Origin of the sequence: Nonomuraea sp. NPDC050227 (assembly GCF_044459705.1) — a bacterium.
Taxonomy (GTDB): Bacteria; Actinomycetota; Actinomycetes; order Streptosporangiales; family Streptosporangiaceae; genus Nonomuraea.
The window spans coordinates 206,943-225,891 of the sequence record NZ_JBITJF010000013.1 but is presented as its reverse complement, the minus strand read 5'-3'; the positions used below and the strand labels follow the sequence as shown (position 1 = coordinate 225,891).

Below are 18,949 nucleotides of genomic sequence, written 5' to 3'. Positions count from 1 at the left end.
CGCCTCCTTCCGGTCAGCCGGCGATCGCCCTGCCGAGCAGGTAGCCGAGGCTGACGACGGCCAGGCCGAGCACCAGGTTCATGGCGATGTTGGCCAGCGCCCGGCCGGTGGACCCGGCGGCCAGCAACTTCCAGGTGTCGGCGCTGAAGGTGCTGAACGTGGTGAGCGCGCCGCAGAACCCGGTGCCGACCAGCGACAACACGGCCGGCGGCAGGGCGCCGTGGGAGGCGATGCCCATCAGGACGCCGAGCACGGCCGAGCCGATGACGTTGACGGCCAGCGTGCCCCACGGCATCGCCTTGCCGGCCGCCTTGGTGACGCCTGCGTCCACGAGGTAGCGGGCCGGCGCGCCGATCAGGCCGCCGACGAAGACGACCAGCGCGAGGATCATCGACGGCCGCCCAGCCGCAGGCCCGCCCAGACGGCCAGCAGGCCCAGGACGACGCTGAGCACCAGGTAGAGCACCGCCCAGCCGGCCGCGCCGCCGACGGTGAGCTCGCGGACGCCGTCCACCAGGTGCGAGAAGGTGGTGAAGCCGCCCAGGAAGCCGGTGCCGAGCAGCGCCTTGACCGGCATGCGGTGCAGCGGGTGGCGGGTCAGCTCGCCGGTGAGCAGGCCCATCAGCAGGCAGCCGAGAACGTTGACCACCAGCGTGGGCCAGGGCAGCGGGTGGTCGGCGCCCATCAGGGTCTGGGTGAGCAGGTGGCGGGCGACCGCGCCGACGCCGCCGCCCACCCCGACCAGGACGAGCGCGCGGGCCGGATGGCGGGTGGCGGCCATCAGTCCTCCGTCCCGAGCTGCGCGTCGGTCCCGGCGAGCTGTTCGGCCTCGGTCTCGCGCATCCGGCAGAGCCGGTCCACGACGCGGCCGATGAGATAGGTGACGACGAAGGAGTAGAGGCCGACGACGACGATCGCGGCGAGCTGCTTGAGCAGCACCTCGATCGAGCCGCCGTACAGCAGGCCCTTGGTCCTGGTGGCGCTGACGCCGGTCGCGAGCAGACCGATGAGGGCCGTGCCGACGATGCCGCCCGCGCCGTGCACGCCGACGACGTCGAGGGTGTCGTCGTAGCCGAGGACGAGCTTCCAGGTGACCGCGTACGACACCACGACGGCGGCCACGATGCCGACGACCAGGGCGCCCTCGGCGTTGACGAAGGCGCAGGCGGGCGTGATGGCCACCAGCCCGGCCAGCGCGCCGGTGGCCGAGCCGAGCCGGGTGAAGTGCCGGTACCGCAACCACTCCAGGACGAGCCAGGTCAGCATCCCGGCGGCCCCGGCGATCATGGTGGTCAGGAACGCGTTGACCGCGATGCCGCCGTCGGCCATGGCCGAGCCGGCGTTGAAGCCGAACCAGCCGAACCACAGCAGGCCCAGCCCGAGCATGACGAACGGGATGTTGCTCGGCCGGGGCGGCTCCTTCCTGCGGAAGCGCACGCCGGGGCCGAGCGCGAGGGCCAGGGCCAGGCCGGCCATGCCGGAGTTCAGCTCGACCACCAGGCCGCCGGCGAAGTCGAGCACGCCCCACCGGCTGATCCAGCCCTGCCGGTCGAACACCCAGTGCGCGATCGGGAAGTACACCAGCGTCACCCACACGACGGAGAACACGATCCACGGCCCGAGCCGGGTCCGGCCGGCGACCGAGCCGCTGATCAGGGCCACCGTGATGATGGCGAAGGTGAGCTGGAACAGCGCGAAGGCGTAGGTGGGGACGCGGCCGTGCAGCATGGTGGGCGTGATGTCGGCGAAGCGCAGGTCGCCGAAGCCGATCACGCCGGCGCCGCCCACGTCAGGGCCGAAGACCAGCCCGTAGCCGTAGCCGAACCACAGGATCGTGACCAGGGCGATCGAGACGAAGCTCATGAACAGCATGCTGAGCACGTTCTGGGCGCGGACCATGCCGCCGTAGAAGAAGGCCAGTCCGGGCGTCATGAGCAGCACCATGGCGGCGCTCACGAGCACCCAGGCCGAATCGCCGGTGTTGAGCCCTGGCGGCATCGCCCGACCTCCCTCCCTGTCCCCAGACAGAGATGATCGGAGGAACCGGAGGCAAAACTCCCTGGTAAAGCGCCTTTGCCGGGCATGTGCATTGTTGAGGCGCTCTTAGTCCTCGACGGCTTTCGCAAAGAATGTCCATCCCACCGCCGCCGCCGCGTGGCCCGCCGCCCGCAGGGGAATGTTGCCGCTCGTCAACCCCGGTGCCGGCGAGAGAGGCAGGCGGACATGCGCGCCGAGATGCCCGACCTGCCGCTCGCCACGCTCCGCGGCGTCAGCCAGGTGGACCTGCAGAACAACCTGGGGACCGCGATCTGCTTCGTCGTCGCGCTGCTCGCCGCCGGATGGCGCTTCGCGCTGTTCGGCCTGGTCGGCGCCGCCGTGGGCACGCTCACCGCCTGGTTCCTCGGCGCGTCCAGGGAGAGCGTGGCCGCGGGGCTCGAAGGGTTCAACGGCACGCTGATCGGCGTCGCGCTGGTGCTGTACTTCCAGGCCCGGTGGATCACCCTGCTGCTGGTCGTCGTCGGCGCGATCATGGGCAGCGTCCTGACGTCGGCGCTCAAGACGCTGCTCGGGCCGCACGACCTGCCGGGGCTCACGGCGCCGTTCTGCGCGGTGGCCACGATCATGGTGGTCGGCGGCCCGGCCTACGAGCGGGTCTGGCGCCGGCACGTCCTGGCGGCGCCGCCGTCGGCGACGTCCCCGGGGACCGCGGTGACGTTCGCCGACCTGTGGCAGGGGCTGCTGAACGGCGTCGGCCAGGTGTTCTTCCAGGGCAAGTGGTACGTCGGCCTGATCTTCCTGATCGGCCTGGCGTTCGCCGGGTGGCGGGTGGCGGGGGCCGCGCTGGCCGCCAGCGCCGTCGGGATCCTGGTGGCCGTGCTGCTCGGCGCGCCCGCGGCCGACATCGGCGCCGGCCTGTACGGCTACAACGCGGTGCTCACCGGCATCGCGCTGTGCTGCGCGTTCGTCGTGCCGACCGTCCTCGGCCTGCTGTACGCCCTGGCCGGCGTGGTGTCGGCGACCGTGCTGACGGCGTTCGTCGGCCACCTGTTCGCGCCGGTCGGCGGGCACACCCTGACCTGGCCCTTCGTCCTGGTCACCTGGATCTTCCTGGCGGCGGTCCCGGCGTTCTCCGGCGTCCGGCGCGCTTCCACCTAAGGAGAGCTCATGAACCTCGCACCGCGCGAGATCGACAAGCTGCTGATCTACGTCGTCGCCGACCTGGCCGCCAAGCGCCGCGAGCGCGGCGTGAAGCTGAACTACAGCGAGGCGGTGGCGCTGATCAGCGTCGCGGTCCTGGAGGCCGCCCGGGACGGCAGGACGGTGGCCGAGTGCATGGAGCTCGGCAAGCAGGTGCTCGGCGCCGGGGACGTCATGCCCGGGGTGCGCGAAATGCTCAAGCTGATGCAGGTCGAGGCGTCGTTCAAGGACGGCTCCAAGCTCGTTTCCTGCCACGACCCCATCGGCGGCTGACACCGCCGCGACCAGAAAGGAGCGGTTCGCCATGACGGACACGGACCGGATCATGTACGGGGACGAGCCGATCGAGATCAACGCCGGTCGCGCCACGGTCACCCTGACCGTGCGCAACACCGGCGACCGGGCCATCCAGGTCGGCTCGCACTTCCACTTCTTCGAGGCGAACCGGGCGCTCAGTTTCGACCGCGAGAAGGCGTACGGCATGCACCTCGACATCCCGGCCGGCACCGCCGTACGCATCGAGCCGGGCGACACCCGCCAGGTCACCCTGGTCGAGTTCGCCGGCGGCATGCGCGTCGTCGGCTTCGCCGGCCTGGTGGACGGCGGCCTGCGGGCCAGGGACAGCCGCACCCGCGCCCTGCGCCGCCTGGCCGAGCTCGGGTACGCCGACCAGCCGGAGCCGGGGGCCACGGTCCGCGCGCCAGGCGAGGAGCCTCCGGCGCGCAAGGAGCCGCCTACACGCGAGGAGCCGCCCGCGCGCAAGGCGCCCGCCAAGAAGGCCGCCCCCAAGAAACCGGCAGCCAAGGAACCCGCCGCCAAGGAACCGGCAGCCAAGCAGCCGGCGGCCAAGCAGCCGGCCGCCAGGAAGAAGAAGGCCTGAGCTGATGAGCACCATGAACCGCAGGCAGTACGTCGCCATGTTCGGCCCGACCGTGGGCGACCGGGTCCGGCTGGCCGACACCAACCTGGTGATCGAGATCGAGAAGGACCACACGGCCGGCTTCTACGGCGACGAGGCCGTCTACGGCGGCGGCAAGACCGCCCGCGACGGCATGGCGGCCGACCCCGGGTCCCAGAACGCCACGATCGCGCTCGACCTGGTGATCACCAACGCGGTCGTGCTGGACCCGGTGCTCGGCGTGGTCAAGGGCGACATCGGCATCAAGGACGGGCGGATCGTCGGGATCGGCAAGGCGGGCAACCCGCACACCCAGAACGGCGTGGACCGCCGCCTGGTGATCGGCGCCGGGACGGAGGTGCTGGCGGGCGAGAACATGATCGCCACGCCGGGGGCGATCGACCCGCACGTGCACCTGATCGCGCCACAGCAGGCCGAGGCCGCGCTCACCAACGGCGTCACGACGCTGATCGGCGGCGGCACCGGCCCCACCGACGGCACCCGCGGCACCACCTGCACGCCCGGCCCGTGGAACATCGGCCGCATGTTGCAGGCCGTCGAGGCGCTGCCGGTGAACATCGGCATCATGGCCAAGGGCAACGCCAGCCTGCCGGCCGCGCTGGCCGAGCAGATCGAGGCCGGGGCGTGCGCGCTGAAGGTGCACGAGGACTGGGGCTCCACCCCGGCGGTGGTGGACTGCGCGCTGCGCATCGCCGACGAGTACGACGTCCAGGTGGCGCTGCACGCCGACAGCCTCAACGAGGCCGGCTACCTGGAGGACACGATCAGCGCCATCGACGGCCGGGCGATCCACACCTTCCACACCGAGGGCGCGGGCGGCGGTCACGCGCCGGACATGATCCGCATCGCCGGCGAGCCGAACGCGCTGCCGTCCTCGACGAACCCGACGCTGCCGTACACCATCAACTCGGCCGACGAGCTGCTGGACATGGTGATGGTCTGCCACCACCTCAATCACGACATCCCCGAGGACGTCTCCTTCGCCGACAGCCGGGTGCGGGTGGAGACCATCGCGGCCGAGACCGTGCTGCAGGACATGGGCGTGATCAGCATGTTCTCCTCCGACTCCCAGGCGATGGGCCGGATCGGGGAGACCTTCACCCGCGCCTTCCAGACCGCCCACCACTGCAAGGACCAGCGCGGCCGGCTGCCGGAGGACTCCGAGCGCAACGACAACGCGCGGGTGCTGCGCTACCTGGCCAAGCTGACCATCAACCCGGCCCGGACGACCGGCATCGCCGAGCACGTCGGCTCGCTGGAGGACGGCAAGCTGGCCGACGTCGTGCTGTGGCCGTTCACCTCGTTCGGGGCCAAGCCGGCGCTGGTGGTCAAGGGCGGCCTGATCAACTGGTCGCAGATGGGCGACCCGAACGCGTCGCTGCCCACGCCGCAGCCGGTCTACTACCGGCCGATGTTCGGCGCGATGGGGATGGCGCAGCGCAAGAGCAACGTGACGTTCCTGCCGGACGCCGCCATCGCCGCCGGGGTGCCGGAACGGCTCGGCCTGCAACGGCTGATCGCCAGGGTGCGCCACACCAGGACGGTGGACAAACGACACATGATCCGCAACAACGCGCTGCCGAGGATCACCGTGGACCCCGAGACGTACAAGGTCACGGTGGACGGCGAGCACGCGACCATCGCGCCGGCCCGCGAGCTGCCGCTGAACCACCTGTTCTTCCTGGCATGAGCCTGCTCGCCCAGCTCCAGCTCACCGACTCGGCCTTCCCGGGCGGCCTCTACACGCTCTCGCACGGGCTGGAGGCGTACGCGCAGGCCGGCCCGGTGGACGTCGCCGCGCTGCTGGAGGACCTGCTGCTGCACGCGGCGGGGCCGGGCGACGCCACCGCCCTGGTCCTGACCCACCGGGCGGTGACGGCCGGCGACTGGGACGCGGTGACCGAGGTGGACCGGCGGCTGCACGCCGTCAAGCTCGGCCGGGAGATCCGGGCCGCCGCCACCAGGACCGGCAACCAGGTCCTGCGCACGGCCGCCCTGGTCTTCGCGACGCCGGCGCTGGCCCGCCTGTCGGAGCTGGTCGAGGCCAGGGTCGCGCCGGGCAACCACGCCGTCGTGCTGGGCACGGCCTACGCCGGGCTCGGCGTCCGGGAGGCCGACGCGGTGACCGGCGACCTGTACGCGTTCGCCGCGAGCTGGGTCAGCGCCGCCGTACGGCTGCGCCTGCTGGACTTCCGCCAGGCCCAGGCCACCCTGTACGGCGCGTCCGGCGCGATCGGGCGGGCCGCCGAACACGCCCTGACCGCCCGAGGCCCGCTGGACCTGCACGCCGCCACGCCGCTCGCGGACACGATGAGCGCCGCCCACGAACGGGCCGAGGCCCGGCTGTTCACCACCTGAGAAGGGAAGCGTCCCGATGCATCACCACCACCCGCACCCGCACCCGGCCGTGAACGTGCCCGCGGGCACCGCCATGGACCGCGTCTTCAAGATCGGCGTCGGCGGCCCGGTCGGCTCCGGCAAGACCGCCCTCATCGAGGCGCTGGTGCCCGTGCTGCTCGACCGGGGACGCAGCGTGGCCGTCGTCACCAACGACATCTACACCCAGGAGGACGCCCAGCACGTCCGGCGCACCCTGGACGGCGTGCTGGACCCCGAGCGGGTCGTGGGCGTCGAGACCGGCTCCTGCCCGCACACCGCCGTGCGCGACGACCCGACGATGAACCTGGCCGCCGGGGCCGAGCTGCTGGAGCGCTTCCCCGACATCGACACGCTGCTGTTCGAGAGCGGCGGCGACAACCTGACCCTCACCTTCAGCCCCGTCCTGGCCGACGTCTACGTCTTCGTCCTGGACACCGGCGAGGGGGACAAGATGCCGCGCAAGCGGGGCCCCGGCATCACCGACTCGGACCTGCTGGTCATCAACAAGATCGACATCGCGCCGTACGTGCGGGCCGACCTGGAGGTCATGGCGCGCGACGCCGACCGGGTCCGCGACGGGCGGCCGGTCGTGCTCACCGACGCCCTGCGCGGCACCGGTGTGACCGAGGTGGCCGACTTCGTCCTCAGCGGGGCGCGGGCGTGCTCGCCGGTCCGGTAGACCGGCTGGCCGCCGGCCACTACACGATCGACTCGGTCCCGGCGGACGTGGCCCGGCACGCCGGCGTGCCCGACACCCTGCCGGTCGGCAGCCCCGGCAAGGTCGGCGTGCTGGAGCTGGCCTTCGAGCGGCGGGGCGGGCGCACCGAGCTGACCGGCCACTTCCAGAAGGCGCCGCTGCAGATCATGCGGCCGCACTACTACGACCCGGCCCGGCCCGACCTGCCGTACGTGATGGTGATGTCCACCGGCGGCGGCGTGCTCCAGGGCGACCGCCACCGGCTCGACGTCACCTGCGGCGCGGGCGCGTCCGTGCACGTCACCACGCAGGCCGCCACCAAGCTCTACCGGATGGAGCAGGACTACGCCACCCAGCTCGTCACGCTCACCGCCGGGCCGGACGGCTACCTGGAGTACCTGCCGGACCCGGTGATCCCCTTCGCCGGGTCCCGGTTCTACCAGCGCACCCTGGTGAGCGCCGGGCCCGGGGCCACGGTGATCCTCGGGGAGACCGTGCTGGCCGGGCGGCTGGCCCGCGGCGAGCGGCACGCCTACACCGCGTACTGCAACGACCTGGACGTCCGCGACGCCGGCGGCGGGCTGCTGTTCGCCGACCCGCTCAGGCTCGTGCCCGAGCGCGCCCCGGTCACCGGGCCGGCGATGTTCGGCGAGCACGGCGTGCTGTCCACCCTGTACGTGATCACCTCCGCCGTGCCCGCGGCCGAGCTGGCCGGCGCGCTGCACGAGGTGGCGGCGGGCAGCGGGCTGCCCGGCGGGGCCAGCACGCTGCCGAACGGGGCGGGCGCCTGGGCCAGGCTGCTCGGGCCGGAGTCGCCGCCCGTCCTCGCCGCCCTGGAACGCCTGTGGGACCTCGCCCGGCGCGCCGTCACCGGCCACCCGGCCCCGGACCGGCGCAAACCCTGACCCCGGCGCGCGCCGGCGCGGGGCTCCCGGGAGCAGCCACGGATGCGCCGGCGCGAGGCTCCCGGAAGCGGTCAGGGGTGCGCCGGCGGCGAACCGGCCTACCATGGGCCTATGCCCCGCATCTCGGCCGCCACGATCGGCGAGCATCGCGCCCAGACGCGCGACCGCATCCTGCAGGCCGTCTCGCGGCTGTCCAGGGCCCAGGGCATCGACGCCATCTCCCTGACGGACGTGGCCCACGAGGCCGGCATCACCCGCACGGTCCTGTACAACTACTTTCCCGACAAGGCCGCGCTGCTGCTGGCCTTCACCGAGCGCGTCACCAGCTACTTCATCGAGAGCTACGAGCGGGAGCTGCCCGAGCACGCCTCGCCCGCCGACCGGTTGCGGGCCTTCGTCCGGCTGCAGCTCGCGGGGCTGCTCGCCCACCCCCACCCGGGCGCGGCCGACCTCGGCGCGGCGCTCGGGCCCGACGCCTACCAGCAGCTCGCCGAGCACGTCGCGCCCATGCAGCGGGTGCTGGTGCAGATCCTCGACGACGGCGTGCGGGCGGGCGACTTCCAGGTGCCCGAGGTGGGCGCGACGGCGCGGATGGTGCTGGCCGTCATCGGGGCCGAGCGGGTGCCGCTGATCAGCGGCGAGGTCACGGTCGAGACGGCCGAGCAGGCCGTGTCCGGTTTCGTGCTCCGGGCCCTCGGCGCCCGCCCGTAGGGGCCGAACGCCGGGGTGGCCGCCGGAGGCCGCCGGGCACGGTGACAAGATTGTCGGATGGGACAGAACGGTCACATCCAGGTGAAGTCGGCGCGCGGGCGGTGGATTCTCGGCGCGACCGTGCTCGGCTCCGGGCTGGCCCTGCTCGACAGCACCGTGGTCAACGTCGCGCTGCCGTTCCTCGGCAAGGAGCTGCACGCGGCCATGGACGGCCTGCAGTGGACCGTCAACGCCTACACCCTCACCCTGGCGGGCCTGATCCTGCTGGGCGGCTCGCTGGGCGACCGCTACGGGCGGCGCAAGATCTTCCTGATCGGCACGGTGTGGTTCGCCGTGGCCTCGGCGCTGTGCGGCCTGTCGCCGAACATCGAGTTCCTGATCGGGGCGCGCGCGTTGCAGGGCGTCGGCGGCGCGCTGCTCACGCCGGGGTCGCTGGCCATCATCCAGGCGTCGTTCGTCAAGCAGGACCGGCCGCGGGCGGTCGGCGTCTGGTCCGGGCTGGGCGGCGTGGCCAGCGCGATCGGGCCGCTGCTGGGCGGCTGGCTGGTGCAGACGGCGGGCTGGCGGTGGGCGTTCCTGATCAACCTGCCGTTCGCGCTGGTCGTGGTGCTGGTGACGCTGCGGCACGTGCCGGAGAGCCGCGACGAGCAGGCGGCCGGGCGGTTCGACGTCCTGGGCTCGCTGCTGGCCGCGCTGGCGCTGGCCGGGATCACGTACGGGCTGATCGAGAAGGGCGCGCCGGTGCCGCTGATCGTGGGGGCGCTGCTCGGGGCGGCGTTCGTGGTGACCGAGCGGCGCAGGTCGCCGCAGGCGCTGGTGCCGGTCGCCATCTTCAGGAACCACGTCTTCACGGCGGTCAACGTCGTCACGCTCATCATGTACGCCGCCATGGGCGTGGTGTTCTTCCTGCTGGTGATCCAGCTCCAGGTGGTCTCCGGGTTCTCGCCGATCGCGGCCGGGCTGTCGATGTTGCCGACCACGATCCTGATGATGCTGCTGTCGTCGCGGGCCGGGGAGACGGCCCGGCGACTCGGGCCGCGCTGGCCGATGACGATCGGGATCCTGCTGGCGGGGGCCGGGTTCGTGCTGATGAGCATGATCGGCCCGCACGCCTCCTACCCGCTGCTGGTGCTGCCCGCGGTGACCGTCTTCGGGCTCGGCCTGTCGGCGGCCGTCGCGCCGCTGACCGCGACGGTGCTGGCCACGGCCGACGAGCGTTACGCCGGCACGGCCAGCGGCGTCAACAACGCCGTGGCCCGCACCGGGAGCCTGCTGGCGGTGGCCGCCGTGCCGCCGCTGGTCGGCCTGGTGGGCGACGCGTTCGAGAACCCGCCGGTGTTCGACGCCGGGTTCCGGGCGGCCATGCTGATCAGCGCCGCCATGATGGCGGTCGCCGCGGCCGTCACGTTCTTCACCATCAGGACGAACGTGCTGGCCGGGGAGCCGGAGCCGGCTAGTACGTGAACGCCTGACTACGCACGCTGTTGTCGAAGTTGGACAGCAGCAGCTCGGGCTCGCCGACCGAGCGCACGCCGGGCAGCCGGGTCAGCAGCTCCCGGAACATCGTGCGCATCTCCTGCCTGGCCAGGTTGGCGCCGAGGCAGAAGTGCGGGCCGGGCCCGCCGAACCCGACGTGGGGCTTGGTGTCGCGGGTGATGTCGAAGGTGTCGGGGTCGGGGAAGACCGACTCGTCGCGGTTGGCCGAGCCGTAGAACAGCACGACCTTGTCGCCCTGCTTCAGCTCCAGCCCGCGCAGCGTGTAATCCTCGGTGACCGTGCGGCGGAACTGCATGATGGGCGAGACGTAGCGGACCATCTCCTCGATCGCGCCGTTGATGTGGGCGTCGAAGTCGGAGGTCAGCAACTCGCGCTGGGCCGGGTTCTCGGTGAGCAGCCGGATGCCGTGGGCCATGGTGTTGCGGGCGGTCTCGTTGCCCGCCACCAGCAGCAGCGAGAAGAACGAGCCCAGCTCCTTGTCGGTCAGCTTCTCGCCGTCGGGGTTGGCGTTGACCAGGAGCGAGACCAGGTCGCCCTTCGGCTCGGCGACGCGTTCGTGGCCGAGCTTGATGACCATGCGCTGCAGGGCCAGCAGGGCCAGCATGTTCTGGCCGGCCATCTGGACGCTGCGGGCCAGGCTGGGACGCACGCCGGTGTAGGCGGTGGAGATGTCGACGTGCTGGTGGACCTTGGCGCGCAGCTCCTGCGGGATGTCGAGCATGTCGCAGATGACGTGGATGGGAAGCTTGGCGGCCACCTGCGCGACGAAGTCGCGCGGGCCCTCCTTGACGACGTCGTCGACGATGCGGGCGCAGGCGGCCTCGATGTCGCCCTGGAGCCCCGCCAGCATCCTGGGGCTGAACGAGCGCGTCACGATGCGGCGCAGGCGGGCGTGGCGGGGGTCGTCCATGTTGACCATGGACTCGCCGAACACCTGCTTGACCCAGCCCGGCGGCTCGGGGTTGGTCACGGCGGGCTCGCTGGAGAAGATCTTGGCGTTGCGGCTGGCCTCGACCACGTCCGCGTGCCGGACGAGGGCGTAGAAGCCCTTGCCGGAGCGGAGGAAGGGCACCTTCTTCTCCGGGAAGAACACCGGGTGCTCCAGTTGCCGGAGCCGGGCGAAGGCCTCATTCCGCTCTTTGAGCGGTTTGCGCCAGAAGTCCAGATCAGCGAGGTCGATGTCCACCCGTCTATCCTGGCACGCTCCCACGCCCCGGCGGACGGGCCGAAAGTCCCTTCCGAAGCGGATGTGCATCATGCCCTCCTGGCCCGTTCTCGTGGCGTTAAGTCCGGGTTCGGCCTGGACGGAGATGACTGTCGGTATGAACGCGTTGCTCGCCGTCTGCCTGGTCGCTCCCCTCGTGTCCGGTGCCGCACCCGCCGCCGCACCCGGATGCGGCGGGCACCCTCTCGACTTCGACGGCGACGGCCGCGCCGACATCGCCGTCGCCGCTCCCTACGACGACTCCAGGGCCGGTTCGGTGACCGTCATGTACGGCTCGGGCCGGACCGTCAAGCTCACCCAGCCCGGCGCGGAACCCGGGGACGCCTTCGGCTCGGCGCTGGCCGTCGGCGACTTCGACGGCGACCGCTGCGCCGACCTGGCGGTCGGGGTGTCGGAGGAGTTCGCCGGGAAGCGGGTGCCCGGCGCGGACGGCAACGGCGTCGTGCAGATCTTCGACGGCTCCCCCGCCGGGCTGGTCGCCGGCGAGGAGCTGGCCCCGGCCCGGCGGGGCAGCGACCGGTTCGGCGCGGCGCTGGCGGCCGGCGACTTCGACGGCGACGGCCGCGACGAGCTGGCCGTGGGCTCTCCCAGCCACGCCTCGGGCGGCGCGGTCACCGTCTACGGGATGAAGGGCCGCAAGGCGTACCAGATCACCCAGAAGACGTCGTGGGTGCGGCAGTCGGCGAACGTCACCGACCAGTGGGGCGGGGCGCTGGCGGCCGGCGACTTCGACGGCGACGGCCGCGACGAGCTGGCCGTCGGCGCGCCCGCCGACAGCGTGCGCCTGGACGGCCAGGGATCGGTGACCGTGCTCGACCCGCGCGCCCGAGGGGCCCGGCTGCTCACGCAGAGCTCGCCGGGGATCGCCGGCGCGTCGGAGAAGTGGGACGCCTTCGGCGCGGCCCTGGCCACCGGCGACTTCAACGGCGACGGCCGCGACGACCTGGCGATCGGCGTCCCCGGCGAGGGCCTCAGCGAGAACCAGCGGGCCATGGACTACGGCGACGGCACCGTGGACGTCCTGTACGGCTCGCGCGCCGGCCTGCGCACCCACGGCAGCGAGGCGTGGTCGCAACGCTCGCTGAAGGGCGAGCCGCGCTACTACGACCGGTTCGGCGCGGCGCTGGCCGCCGGGGACTTCACCGGCGACGGCAGCGACGAGCTGGCCATCGGCGTCCCCGGCGAGCACGCCGTCCAGGTGCTCCAGGGACGCGCGTCGGGCGGCCTGACCCGGAAGGGGAACCTGCTGATCAAGGGCAGGGGACGCGACTTCGGCGCCGCGCTGGCCGCGCTGCCCGGCGGGGCCGGCCGCTACCGCGCGCTGACCGCCGGCCGCCCCCTGGACGGGCTCCTGGTCGCCGCCCCCGACCAGGGCCTGGTCATGTACGCCCCCGGCGTCCGCGAGACGGGCCTGCGCCTGGGCCGCCTCCGCCAGGTCTCCCAGGGCGCCGGCCTGTACGGCTACACCTTCGGCTGAACACCCCCTGGGCTCTCAGCGGGTGGCAGCAGCACGCGGAACAGGGCCCCCTTGCCCGGCTCCCCCTCGGCCATGATGACGCCGCCGTGCGCCTCGACCAGCGTCGCCGCGATCGACAGCCCCAGTCCGGCCCCGCCCACCCCGCGCGCCGGATCGGCCCGGTAGAACCGCTCGAACACCCGCTCGGCCACCTCCGGCGGGAACCCCGGCCCCTCGTCGGCCACCTCCACCACGGCCCGCTCGCCGTCCACCCCGACGCGCACCTCGAACGGCGTCCCGGGCGGCGTGTGCTGCAGCGCGTTGCCCACCAGGTTCCCGACCACCTGGCCGAGCCGCGACTCGTCGCCGGTCACCAGCACCTCGCCCTCGCCGCCGTCCAGGCGGACCAGCTCGATCCGCCGGTCGGGGGCGAGCGTCTGGGCGTCGATCACGGCGGTCGCGGCCAGGCTGAGCAGGTCCACCGGCCGTCGTGCCAGCTCCCGCCGCTGGTCCAGCCTGGCCAGCAGCAGCATGTCCTCCACCAGCAGGCCCATGCGCGCGGCCTGCCCCTCGATCCGGCTCAGCAGCCGCACGGCCTCGGCCAGGTCCTTCTCCTCCCCCAGCCGGAACAGCTCGGCGAACCCCCTGATCGAGGTGAGCGGCGTGCGCAGCTCGTGCGAGGCGTCGGCCATGAACCGGCGCATGACCTCCTCCGAACGCCGCGCCGCCGTCGCCGACTCGCGCGCCGACTCGGCCGCCGCCTCCCGCTCGCGCACCGCCGACTCGATCTGGGCGAGCATGCCGTTGAGCGAGCGGCCCAGCTTGCCGACCTCGGTGGTGCTCGCCCACATCGGCACCCGGCGCGACAGGTCGCCGCCCGCGATGTCCCTGGCGGTGCGGCCGATCTCGCGCAGCGGGCGCAGGCTCCGCCGTACCAGCCAGTAGCAGGCGACGCCCAGCACGGCCAGCGTGCCGCCGCCGGCGAAGGCCACGATGAGGGCGAGCCTGGCCACCGTGCCCTCGACGTCGCCGAGGCTGATGGCGATCACCCGGCTGTCGCCGTCGCGGGCCGGGACGGCGACCACCCGCCAGTCCGGCCCGCCGGACGCGCGCGACTCGACGGTGAACGGCCGCCCGCCGCGCGCGGCGACGTCCGCGCCGGTCAGCCGGGGCAGCTTGGGCGTGTGCTCCTCGGTGGACTCGCTCATCACCCGTACGGTGGCGCCGCCCGCGTCCACCAGCACCGAGTGGAACAGCCCGAAGAACCGCTGCGGCTGCCGCCCGGCCGGCCACGCCTCGGGCGGCGGCGGGTCGCGCGGCGCGGCGGCCGCCACCAGTTGCCGGTCCACCCGCTCGACCAGGTATCCGCGCAGCAGCCGCACGGCGAACAGGCCGGTCACCGTGATGGCGAGGGTGACCAGCAGCAGCGTGGCCGAGACCAGGCGCAGCCAGAGCGGGGCGCGGGCGAGGTGCTTCCTCATATGCGCGGCGGGCGCAGGATGTAGCCGACCCCGCGCAGCGTGTGCAGGTACTTCCGGTCGCCGGTGTCGATCTTGCGCCGCAGGTACGACACGTACGACTCGACCAGGCCCACGTCGGTGCGCCAGTCGCCGTTCCAGACGTGGTCGAGGATCTGCGTCTTGGACAGCACCCGGCCGACGTTCAGCATGAAGTAGCGCAGCAGCCGGAACTCCGTCGGCGACAGCCGCACCGGGACGCCGTCGCGCCAGACCTCGTGGCTCTCCTCGTCCAGCTCCAGGTCGGCGACGCTCAGCCGGTGGGGCGGCGGCGCGCCCCTGCGGGTCCTGCGCAGCACCGCCCGGATCCGGGCGATGACCTCCTCCAGGCTGAACGGCTTGGTCACGTAGTCCTCGCCGAGGCCGAGACCGGTGATGCGGTCCTCCGGCGTGTCCTTGGCGGTCACGAACAGCACCGGGACCCGGCGGCCGCGGGACCGCAGCCTTCCCGCGACCGCCAGGCCGTCGATGTCGGGCAGCATCACGTCGAGCATCACCAGGTCGGGCGTGCTCTCCTCGGCCACCCGCAGCGCCTCCCGCCCGTCGGCGGCGGTCAGCACCTCGAACCCGGCCATGCGCAGGCTGGCCGAGAACAGCTCCCTGATGTTGGGCTCGTCGTCGACCACCAGCAGCCTGGCCTCGGGCTGGTTCATCGCGGGCCCCCTCCCGGCGTGCCCTGGGCGCCCTGGGTGATGGCGGTCGCGGTGACGGAGCCGTCGCCGGACTGCTGACCGCGCACCACGACGGTGGTGCCGGCGGCCAGGTCGGCGACCTTGCCGGGTTTGGAGATCTGGACCGTGGTCTGGTCGCTGGTGGTGACCGTCACCGTGGCGCCGTCCATGGTTCTGACGTAGATCTTGTCGCCGTCGACCTTCTGGACGGTGCCGACCGTGCCGCCGCCCATGCGCTGCCCGAACCCGCCGTTCTGGGCGCCGTTCTGGGCGCCGTTGCCGCGCTGGGCGTAGCCGCCGCCGGGGAACTGGCCGTTCGTACGCCCGAGCTGCGCGGCGGCCAGCGCGGCGTCGGACGTGCCGAACAGCTTGCCCGCCTGGATGCCGATGAGCACGCCGGCCACCAGCACCACCCCGGCGGCCAGCCCGAGCGTCAGCTTCGAGACGCCGCCGCGCGGCCGGACGGCGAGCTCCTCCCCCAGGTCGTCGGGGAAGGGCGAGGAGTCGAGCCGGTCCATGTCTTTCTCCTTACTCATGCCGCCTACTCGTGCCGCAGGGCCTGGATCGGCCGCAGCTTGGCCGCCCTGTTGGCGGGATAACTGCCGAAGAACAGCCCGATCCCCACCGACACGCCGAGCGCCAGCGCGACGGACGACGGCACGAGGACCGGCTCGATGCCGGCCACGGTGAACCGGGTGCCGACGAAGGCCACCAGCACCCCGAGCAGCCCGCCGACCAGGCTGAGCAGGGTGGCCTCCATCAGGAACTGGCCCAGGATCGCGCTGCGCGGCGCGCCGATCGCCTTGCGGATGCCGATCTCCCGGGTCCGCTCGGTCACGGTGACCAGCATGATGTTGGTGATGCCGATGCCGCCCACCAGCAGCGAGATCGCCGCCACCGCCCCGAGCAGCACGGTGAACGTGCCGGTGGCCTCGCTCACCGTCTCCTGCAGGGTGGCCTGGTTGAGTATCCGGTAGTCGGGGTTGCCGTCGGTGATGCCGTGCCGCTGGTTCAGGACGGCGGTCACCTCCGACTGCGCCGCCGTGGTGGCCTCGGCCCCGGTGGCCTGCACGACGATCGAGTCCAGCGAGCCGAACCCGCTCAGGCTCTGCTGCACGGCGGGCAGCGGCGCCACGGCCACGTCGTCGGCGTCCTGCATGCCGGTGGAGCCGCTCTCCTTGAGCACCCCCACCACCGTGAACGGCACCCCGGACACGCTGACCTGCCGGCCGATCGGGTCCACCGCGCCGAACAGCTCTTCCACCACCGTCTGGCCGAGCACCACGACCTTCCTGGCGGCCAGCACGTCGTCGTTGAAGAAGTACGTGCCCTTGGCCACCGGCTTGTTCATGGCCTCGAAGTAGCTGGGGTAGGTGCCGACGAACTGCGCGATCGTGTGGCTGGCGGCGCCGTAGGCGGCGGTGGCGGAGTTGGCGCCGACCACCGGCGAGACGGACCTGACCGACGGCGCGAGCGTCCGGTCGGTGAGCGCCTTGGCGTCGGCCAGGCTGAGCTGCCTGGCCTGCGTGCGCGGCCCGGTGTTGCCGCCGCCGCCCGGCGCGCGCCCGCCGAAGCCGCCCCCGCCGCCGCCCCCGCCCGAGAAGGACGGGGAGATCGTCAGCGTGTTGGCGCCGAGGCGCTGGATGTTCTTCTGGATGCTCTGCGAGGAGCCCTCGCCGACCGCCACCAGCAGGATGACCGCGGCGACGCCGATGAGGATGCCCAGGGTGGTCAGGGCGCTGCGCATCTTGTTGGCCAGCAGGCCGCGCAGCGCGAAGCGGAGGATCTCAAGCTGGTTCACTGGCCGCCGTCCTCGGGGGTGGTCCGTCGACCGGCGCCTGGCGGCGGTCCTCCACGATCTCGCCGTCCACCAGCCGGATCACCCGTTTGGCGTGCGCGGCCACGTCGTCCTCGTGGGTGATGAGCACGATCGTGCGTCCGGACTCGCTCAGCCGGTCGAGGATCCGCAGCACGTCGCGGGTGGAGGCGGTGTCCAGGTTGCCGGTGGGCTCGTCGGCCAGCAGCAGCGCGGGGGCGGTGACCAGCGCCCTGGCCACGGCCACGCGCTGCTGCTGGCCGCCGGAGAGCTGGTTCGGCTCGTGCCGCACGCGGTCGGTCAGCCCGACCTGCTCCAGCGCGGCCAGGGCGCGCGAGCGCCGCTCGGCCGGGCCGACGCCGCCGTACACCAGCGGCAGCTCGACGTTGGCCAGCGCGCTCATGCGCGGGATCAGGTTGAAGGACTGGAAGACGAACCCCACCCTGCGGTTGCGCAGGATCGCGAGCTGGTGCTCGGCCAGCCGTCCGACGTCCGCGCCGTCGATCTGGTACGTGCCGGAGGTGGGCACGTCGAGGCAGCCGAGGATGTTCATCAGGGTGGACTTGCCGGAGCCGGACGCGCCCATGACGGCGACGTAGTCGCCGCGTTCGACGTCCAGGCTGACGCCGCGCAGGGCGTGGACCTTGGCGTCGCCCTCGCCGTACTCCTTGACCAGGTCCTTCACCCGCAGGACGGGGGCCGCCGTCGCGGTGGCGGGGGCCGTCATCGCCCGCCGCCCGGCATGCCGCCGCCGCCCGGGAAGCCGCCGCCGAACCCGCCGCGCTGGTTGGCGCTCTGCGTGCCGGTCGCGGGCGGCACGAGCTGGTCGCCCTCGGACACCCCGGACCTGATCTCGGTGAGCGCCGTGCCCCTTACGCCGACCTCGACCGGGGTCCTGACCTGGCGGCCGTCCCTGAGCAGGGTGACCGTGGTCTGGCCGCCGCTGGTGGAGACCGCGGTGGAGGGGACGGTGACGACGTTCTCCGCCCTGCCGACGACGACCTCGACGGTGGCGGTCTGGCCCAGCCGGACCTTCGCGGGGACCTTGGTGAAGGTGACCGTGACCGGGTACTGGACGACGTTGTTGCTGGTGGAGGCGACCGGCTGGATCTGCGTGACCTTGCCGTCGGCGGTCACCCCTGGCAGGGCGTCGAAGGTGACGGTGGCGTTCTGTCCCTGTTCGAGCTTGCCGACGTCGGACTCGGTGAAGGTGCCCACGAGCTGGAGCCGTCCGGTGTCGGCCAGGTCGACGAACCCGCCCGTCCCTGTGCTGTTCCCACTGCCGCTGCTCTGCGACTGGCCCTGGGACTGGCCCTGGGACTGGCTCTGGCTTCCGCCCGAGCCGGAGGCGGTGCCGCCGACGGATCCGTTGACCGCCGTGACCGTGCCCTTGAACGGGGCCCGCAGGACGGTGGCCGCGACCGTGCGCTCGGCCTGGCGGTAGGCGTTGCGCGCCTTGACGTAGGAGGCGTAGAGCGCGGCCGTGCCGGTGCCCTCGTCGACCGCGCTCTGGTACGTGGCCTTGGCCGCCGACAGGCTCTCCTGCGCGGCGGAGTCGTCGAGCCTGGCCAGGATGTCGCCCTTGTCGACCTTGTCCCCCGCCTTGACGTAGATCCGCTCGACCGTGCCGCCCGTGCCGAACGACAGGGACCTGGTCCTGGAGCTGGCCACCGCGCCCGACGCGGACACCGACGCGGACACCGAGCCGCGGCTCGCGGTCACCGTGCGCACGGCCGTCTCGCCGGCCGCGCGGTCCGTGCCGAGCTGGACGTAGGCGAGCGTGGCCCCGCCCAGCAGGAGCACGCCCAGCGCTCCGTTGGTCATCAGCGCTCTGCGCCTTGTCGACACCTTCACAGCCGGTGACCCTTGCACACCAGCCTGCGCCGCAGCCGTGACGGAGCTGAACGTTCGCTGACAACCCGGGCCCGGGCGGGGTCACACAGCGAACTCTCAGGCTGC

The 18,949-nt window shown here is 72.8% G+C and carries 19 protein-coding genes and 1 pseudogene; 10 read left to right on the top strand and 10 right to left on the bottom strand.

Annotated elements, in window-relative coordinates:
- Positions 1–13: 13 nt before the first annotated feature.
- Genes crcB (ACIBK9_RS40820) through amt form a run of 3 tightly spaced genes read right to left on the bottom strand, consistent with a single transcriptional unit; the run spans position 14 to position 1,997 of the window.
- The gene (gene crcB, locus ACIBK9_RS40820; protein WP_397164245.1) at positions 14–391 is read right to left on the bottom strand and encodes a fluoride efflux transporter CrcB; all 378 of its coding nucleotides are present in this window, start codon (positions 389–391) and stop codon (positions 14–16) included.
- Positions 388–780 (bottom strand): fluoride efflux transporter CrcB, encoded by a 393-nt coding sequence (crcB, locus tag ACIBK9_RS40815; protein WP_397164243.1) that lies wholly within the window; start codon positions 778–780, stop codon positions 388–390. Before crcB (ACIBK9_RS40815) ends, crcB (ACIBK9_RS40820) begins: the two co-directional genes overlap by 4 nt.
- Entirely contained in the window at positions 780–1,997 is a 1,218-nt protein-coding gene (gene amt / locus ACIBK9_RS40810; RefSeq protein WP_387669900.1) for an ammonium transporter, read from the bottom strand. Before amt ends, crcB (ACIBK9_RS40815) begins: the two co-directional genes overlap by 1 nt.
- 225 nt (positions 1,998–2,222) lie before the next feature.
- On the opposite strand from amt, the gene ACIBK9_RS40805 reads away from it, so the two are divergent.
- The 9 genes and pseudogenes from ACIBK9_RS40805 to ACIBK9_RS40765 all read left to right on the top strand — a co-directional run bounded on the left by ACIBK9_RS40805 (position 2,223) and on the right by ACIBK9_RS40765 (position 10,272).
- Complete coding sequence (locus ACIBK9_RS40805) at positions 2,223–3,155, top strand: urea transporter (RefSeq protein WP_397164242.1); 933 nt, start codon at positions 2,223–2,225, stop codon at positions 3,153–3,155.
- A gap of 9 nt (positions 3,156–3,164) precedes the next feature.
- Positions 3,165–3,470 (top strand): urease subunit gamma, encoded by a 306-nt coding sequence (locus tag ACIBK9_RS40800; protein WP_352330244.1) that lies wholly within the window; start codon positions 3,165–3,167, stop codon positions 3,468–3,470.
- Positions 3,471–3,501: 31 nt separating this feature from the next.
- Positions 3,502–3,807: pseudogene (locus ACIBK9_RS40795) on the top strand (urease subunit beta); the annotation flags it as partial.
- A gap of 274 nt (positions 3,808–4,081) precedes the next feature.
- A complete protein-coding gene (gene ureC, locus ACIBK9_RS40790; RefSeq protein ID WP_397164240.1) occupies positions 4,082–5,806 on the top strand; it encodes an urease subunit alpha in 1,725 nt (574 codons plus the stop codon).
- Complete coding sequence (locus ACIBK9_RS40785) at positions 5,803–6,474, top strand: urease accessory protein UreF (RefSeq protein WP_397164238.1); 672 nt, start codon at positions 5,803–5,805, stop codon at positions 6,472–6,474. The genes ureC and ACIBK9_RS40785 overlap by 4 nt, the downstream gene beginning before the upstream one ends.
- 16 nt (positions 6,475–6,490) lie before the next feature.
- On the top strand, positions 6,491–7,174 hold the full coding sequence (ureG, locus tag ACIBK9_RS40780) for an urease accessory protein UreG (RefSeq protein ID WP_397164237.1): 684 nt from the start codon (positions 6,491–6,493) through the stop codon (positions 7,172–7,174).
- Positions 7,156–8,097 (top strand): urease accessory protein UreD, encoded by a 942-nt coding sequence (locus ACIBK9_RS40775; protein WP_397164236.1) that lies wholly within the window; start codon positions 7,156–7,158, stop codon positions 8,095–8,097. Before ureG ends, ACIBK9_RS40775 begins: the two co-directional genes overlap by 19 nt.
- Before the next feature lie 111 nt (positions 8,098–8,208).
- Positions 8,209–8,808: a TetR/AcrR family transcriptional regulator gene (locus ACIBK9_RS40770; protein WP_397164235.1), complete on the top strand. Its 600-nt coding sequence runs from the start codon at positions 8,209–8,211 to the stop codon at positions 8,806–8,808.
- A gap of 57 nt (positions 8,809–8,865) precedes the next feature.
- Entirely contained in the window at positions 8,866–10,272 is a 1,407-nt protein-coding gene (locus ACIBK9_RS40765; protein ID WP_397164233.1) for an MFS transporter, read from the top strand.
- Here the strand turns inward: ACIBK9_RS40765 and ACIBK9_RS40760 are convergent.
- The gene (locus ACIBK9_RS40760; protein ID WP_397164231.1) at positions 10,262–11,491 is read right to left on the bottom strand and encodes a cytochrome P450; all 1,230 of its coding nucleotides are present in this window, start codon (positions 11,489–11,491) and stop codon (positions 10,262–10,264) included. The genes ACIBK9_RS40765 and ACIBK9_RS40760 overlap by 11 nt on opposite strands.
- Positions 11,492–11,627: 136 nt before the next feature.
- Between ACIBK9_RS40760 and ACIBK9_RS40755 the strand changes: the two genes are divergently transcribed.
- Entirely contained in the window at positions 11,628–13,007 is a 1,380-nt protein-coding gene (locus tag ACIBK9_RS40755; RefSeq protein ID WP_397164230.1) for an FG-GAP and VCBS repeat-containing protein, read from the top strand.
- Here ACIBK9_RS40755 and ACIBK9_RS40750 read toward each other — a convergent pair.
- Genes ACIBK9_RS40750 through ACIBK9_RS40725 form a run of 6 tightly spaced genes read right to left on the bottom strand, consistent with a single transcriptional unit; the run spans position 12,992 to position 18,814 of the window.
- Positions 12,992–14,467 (bottom strand): sensor histidine kinase, encoded by a 1,476-nt coding sequence (locus ACIBK9_RS40750; protein ID WP_397164228.1) that lies wholly within the window; start codon positions 14,465–14,467, stop codon positions 12,992–12,994. The genes ACIBK9_RS40755 and ACIBK9_RS40750 overlap by 16 nt on opposite strands.
- A complete protein-coding gene (locus ACIBK9_RS40745; protein WP_358293176.1) occupies positions 14,464–15,156 on the bottom strand; it encodes a response regulator transcription factor in 693 nt (230 codons plus the stop codon). The genes ACIBK9_RS40750 and ACIBK9_RS40745 overlap by 4 nt, the downstream gene beginning before the upstream one ends.
- Positions 15,153–15,710 carry a hypothetical protein gene (locus ACIBK9_RS40740; protein WP_397164226.1) on the bottom strand — a complete coding sequence of 186 codons (558 nt, stop codon included), beginning with the start codon at positions 15,708–15,710 and terminating at the stop codon, positions 15,153–15,155. Before ACIBK9_RS40740 ends, ACIBK9_RS40745 begins: the two co-directional genes overlap by 4 nt.
- 5 nt (positions 15,711–15,715) lie before the next feature.
- Positions 15,716–16,975, bottom strand: a complete 1,260-nt coding sequence (locus tag ACIBK9_RS40735; RefSeq protein WP_397164224.1) for an ABC transporter permease — start codon at positions 16,973–16,975, stop codon at positions 15,716–15,718.
- Complete coding sequence (locus tag ACIBK9_RS40730; RefSeq protein WP_397164222.1) at positions 16,962–17,717, bottom strand: ABC transporter ATP-binding protein; 756 nt, start codon at positions 17,715–17,717, stop codon at positions 16,962–16,964. Before ACIBK9_RS40730 ends, ACIBK9_RS40735 begins: the two co-directional genes overlap by 14 nt.
- On the bottom strand, positions 17,714–18,814 hold the full coding sequence (locus ACIBK9_RS40725; protein WP_397164220.1) for an efflux RND transporter periplasmic adaptor subunit: 1,101 nt from the start codon (positions 18,812–18,814) through the stop codon (positions 17,714–17,716). The genes ACIBK9_RS40730 and ACIBK9_RS40725 overlap by 4 nt, the downstream gene beginning before the upstream one ends.
- Between the last annotated feature and the right edge of the window lie 135 nt (positions 18,815–18,949).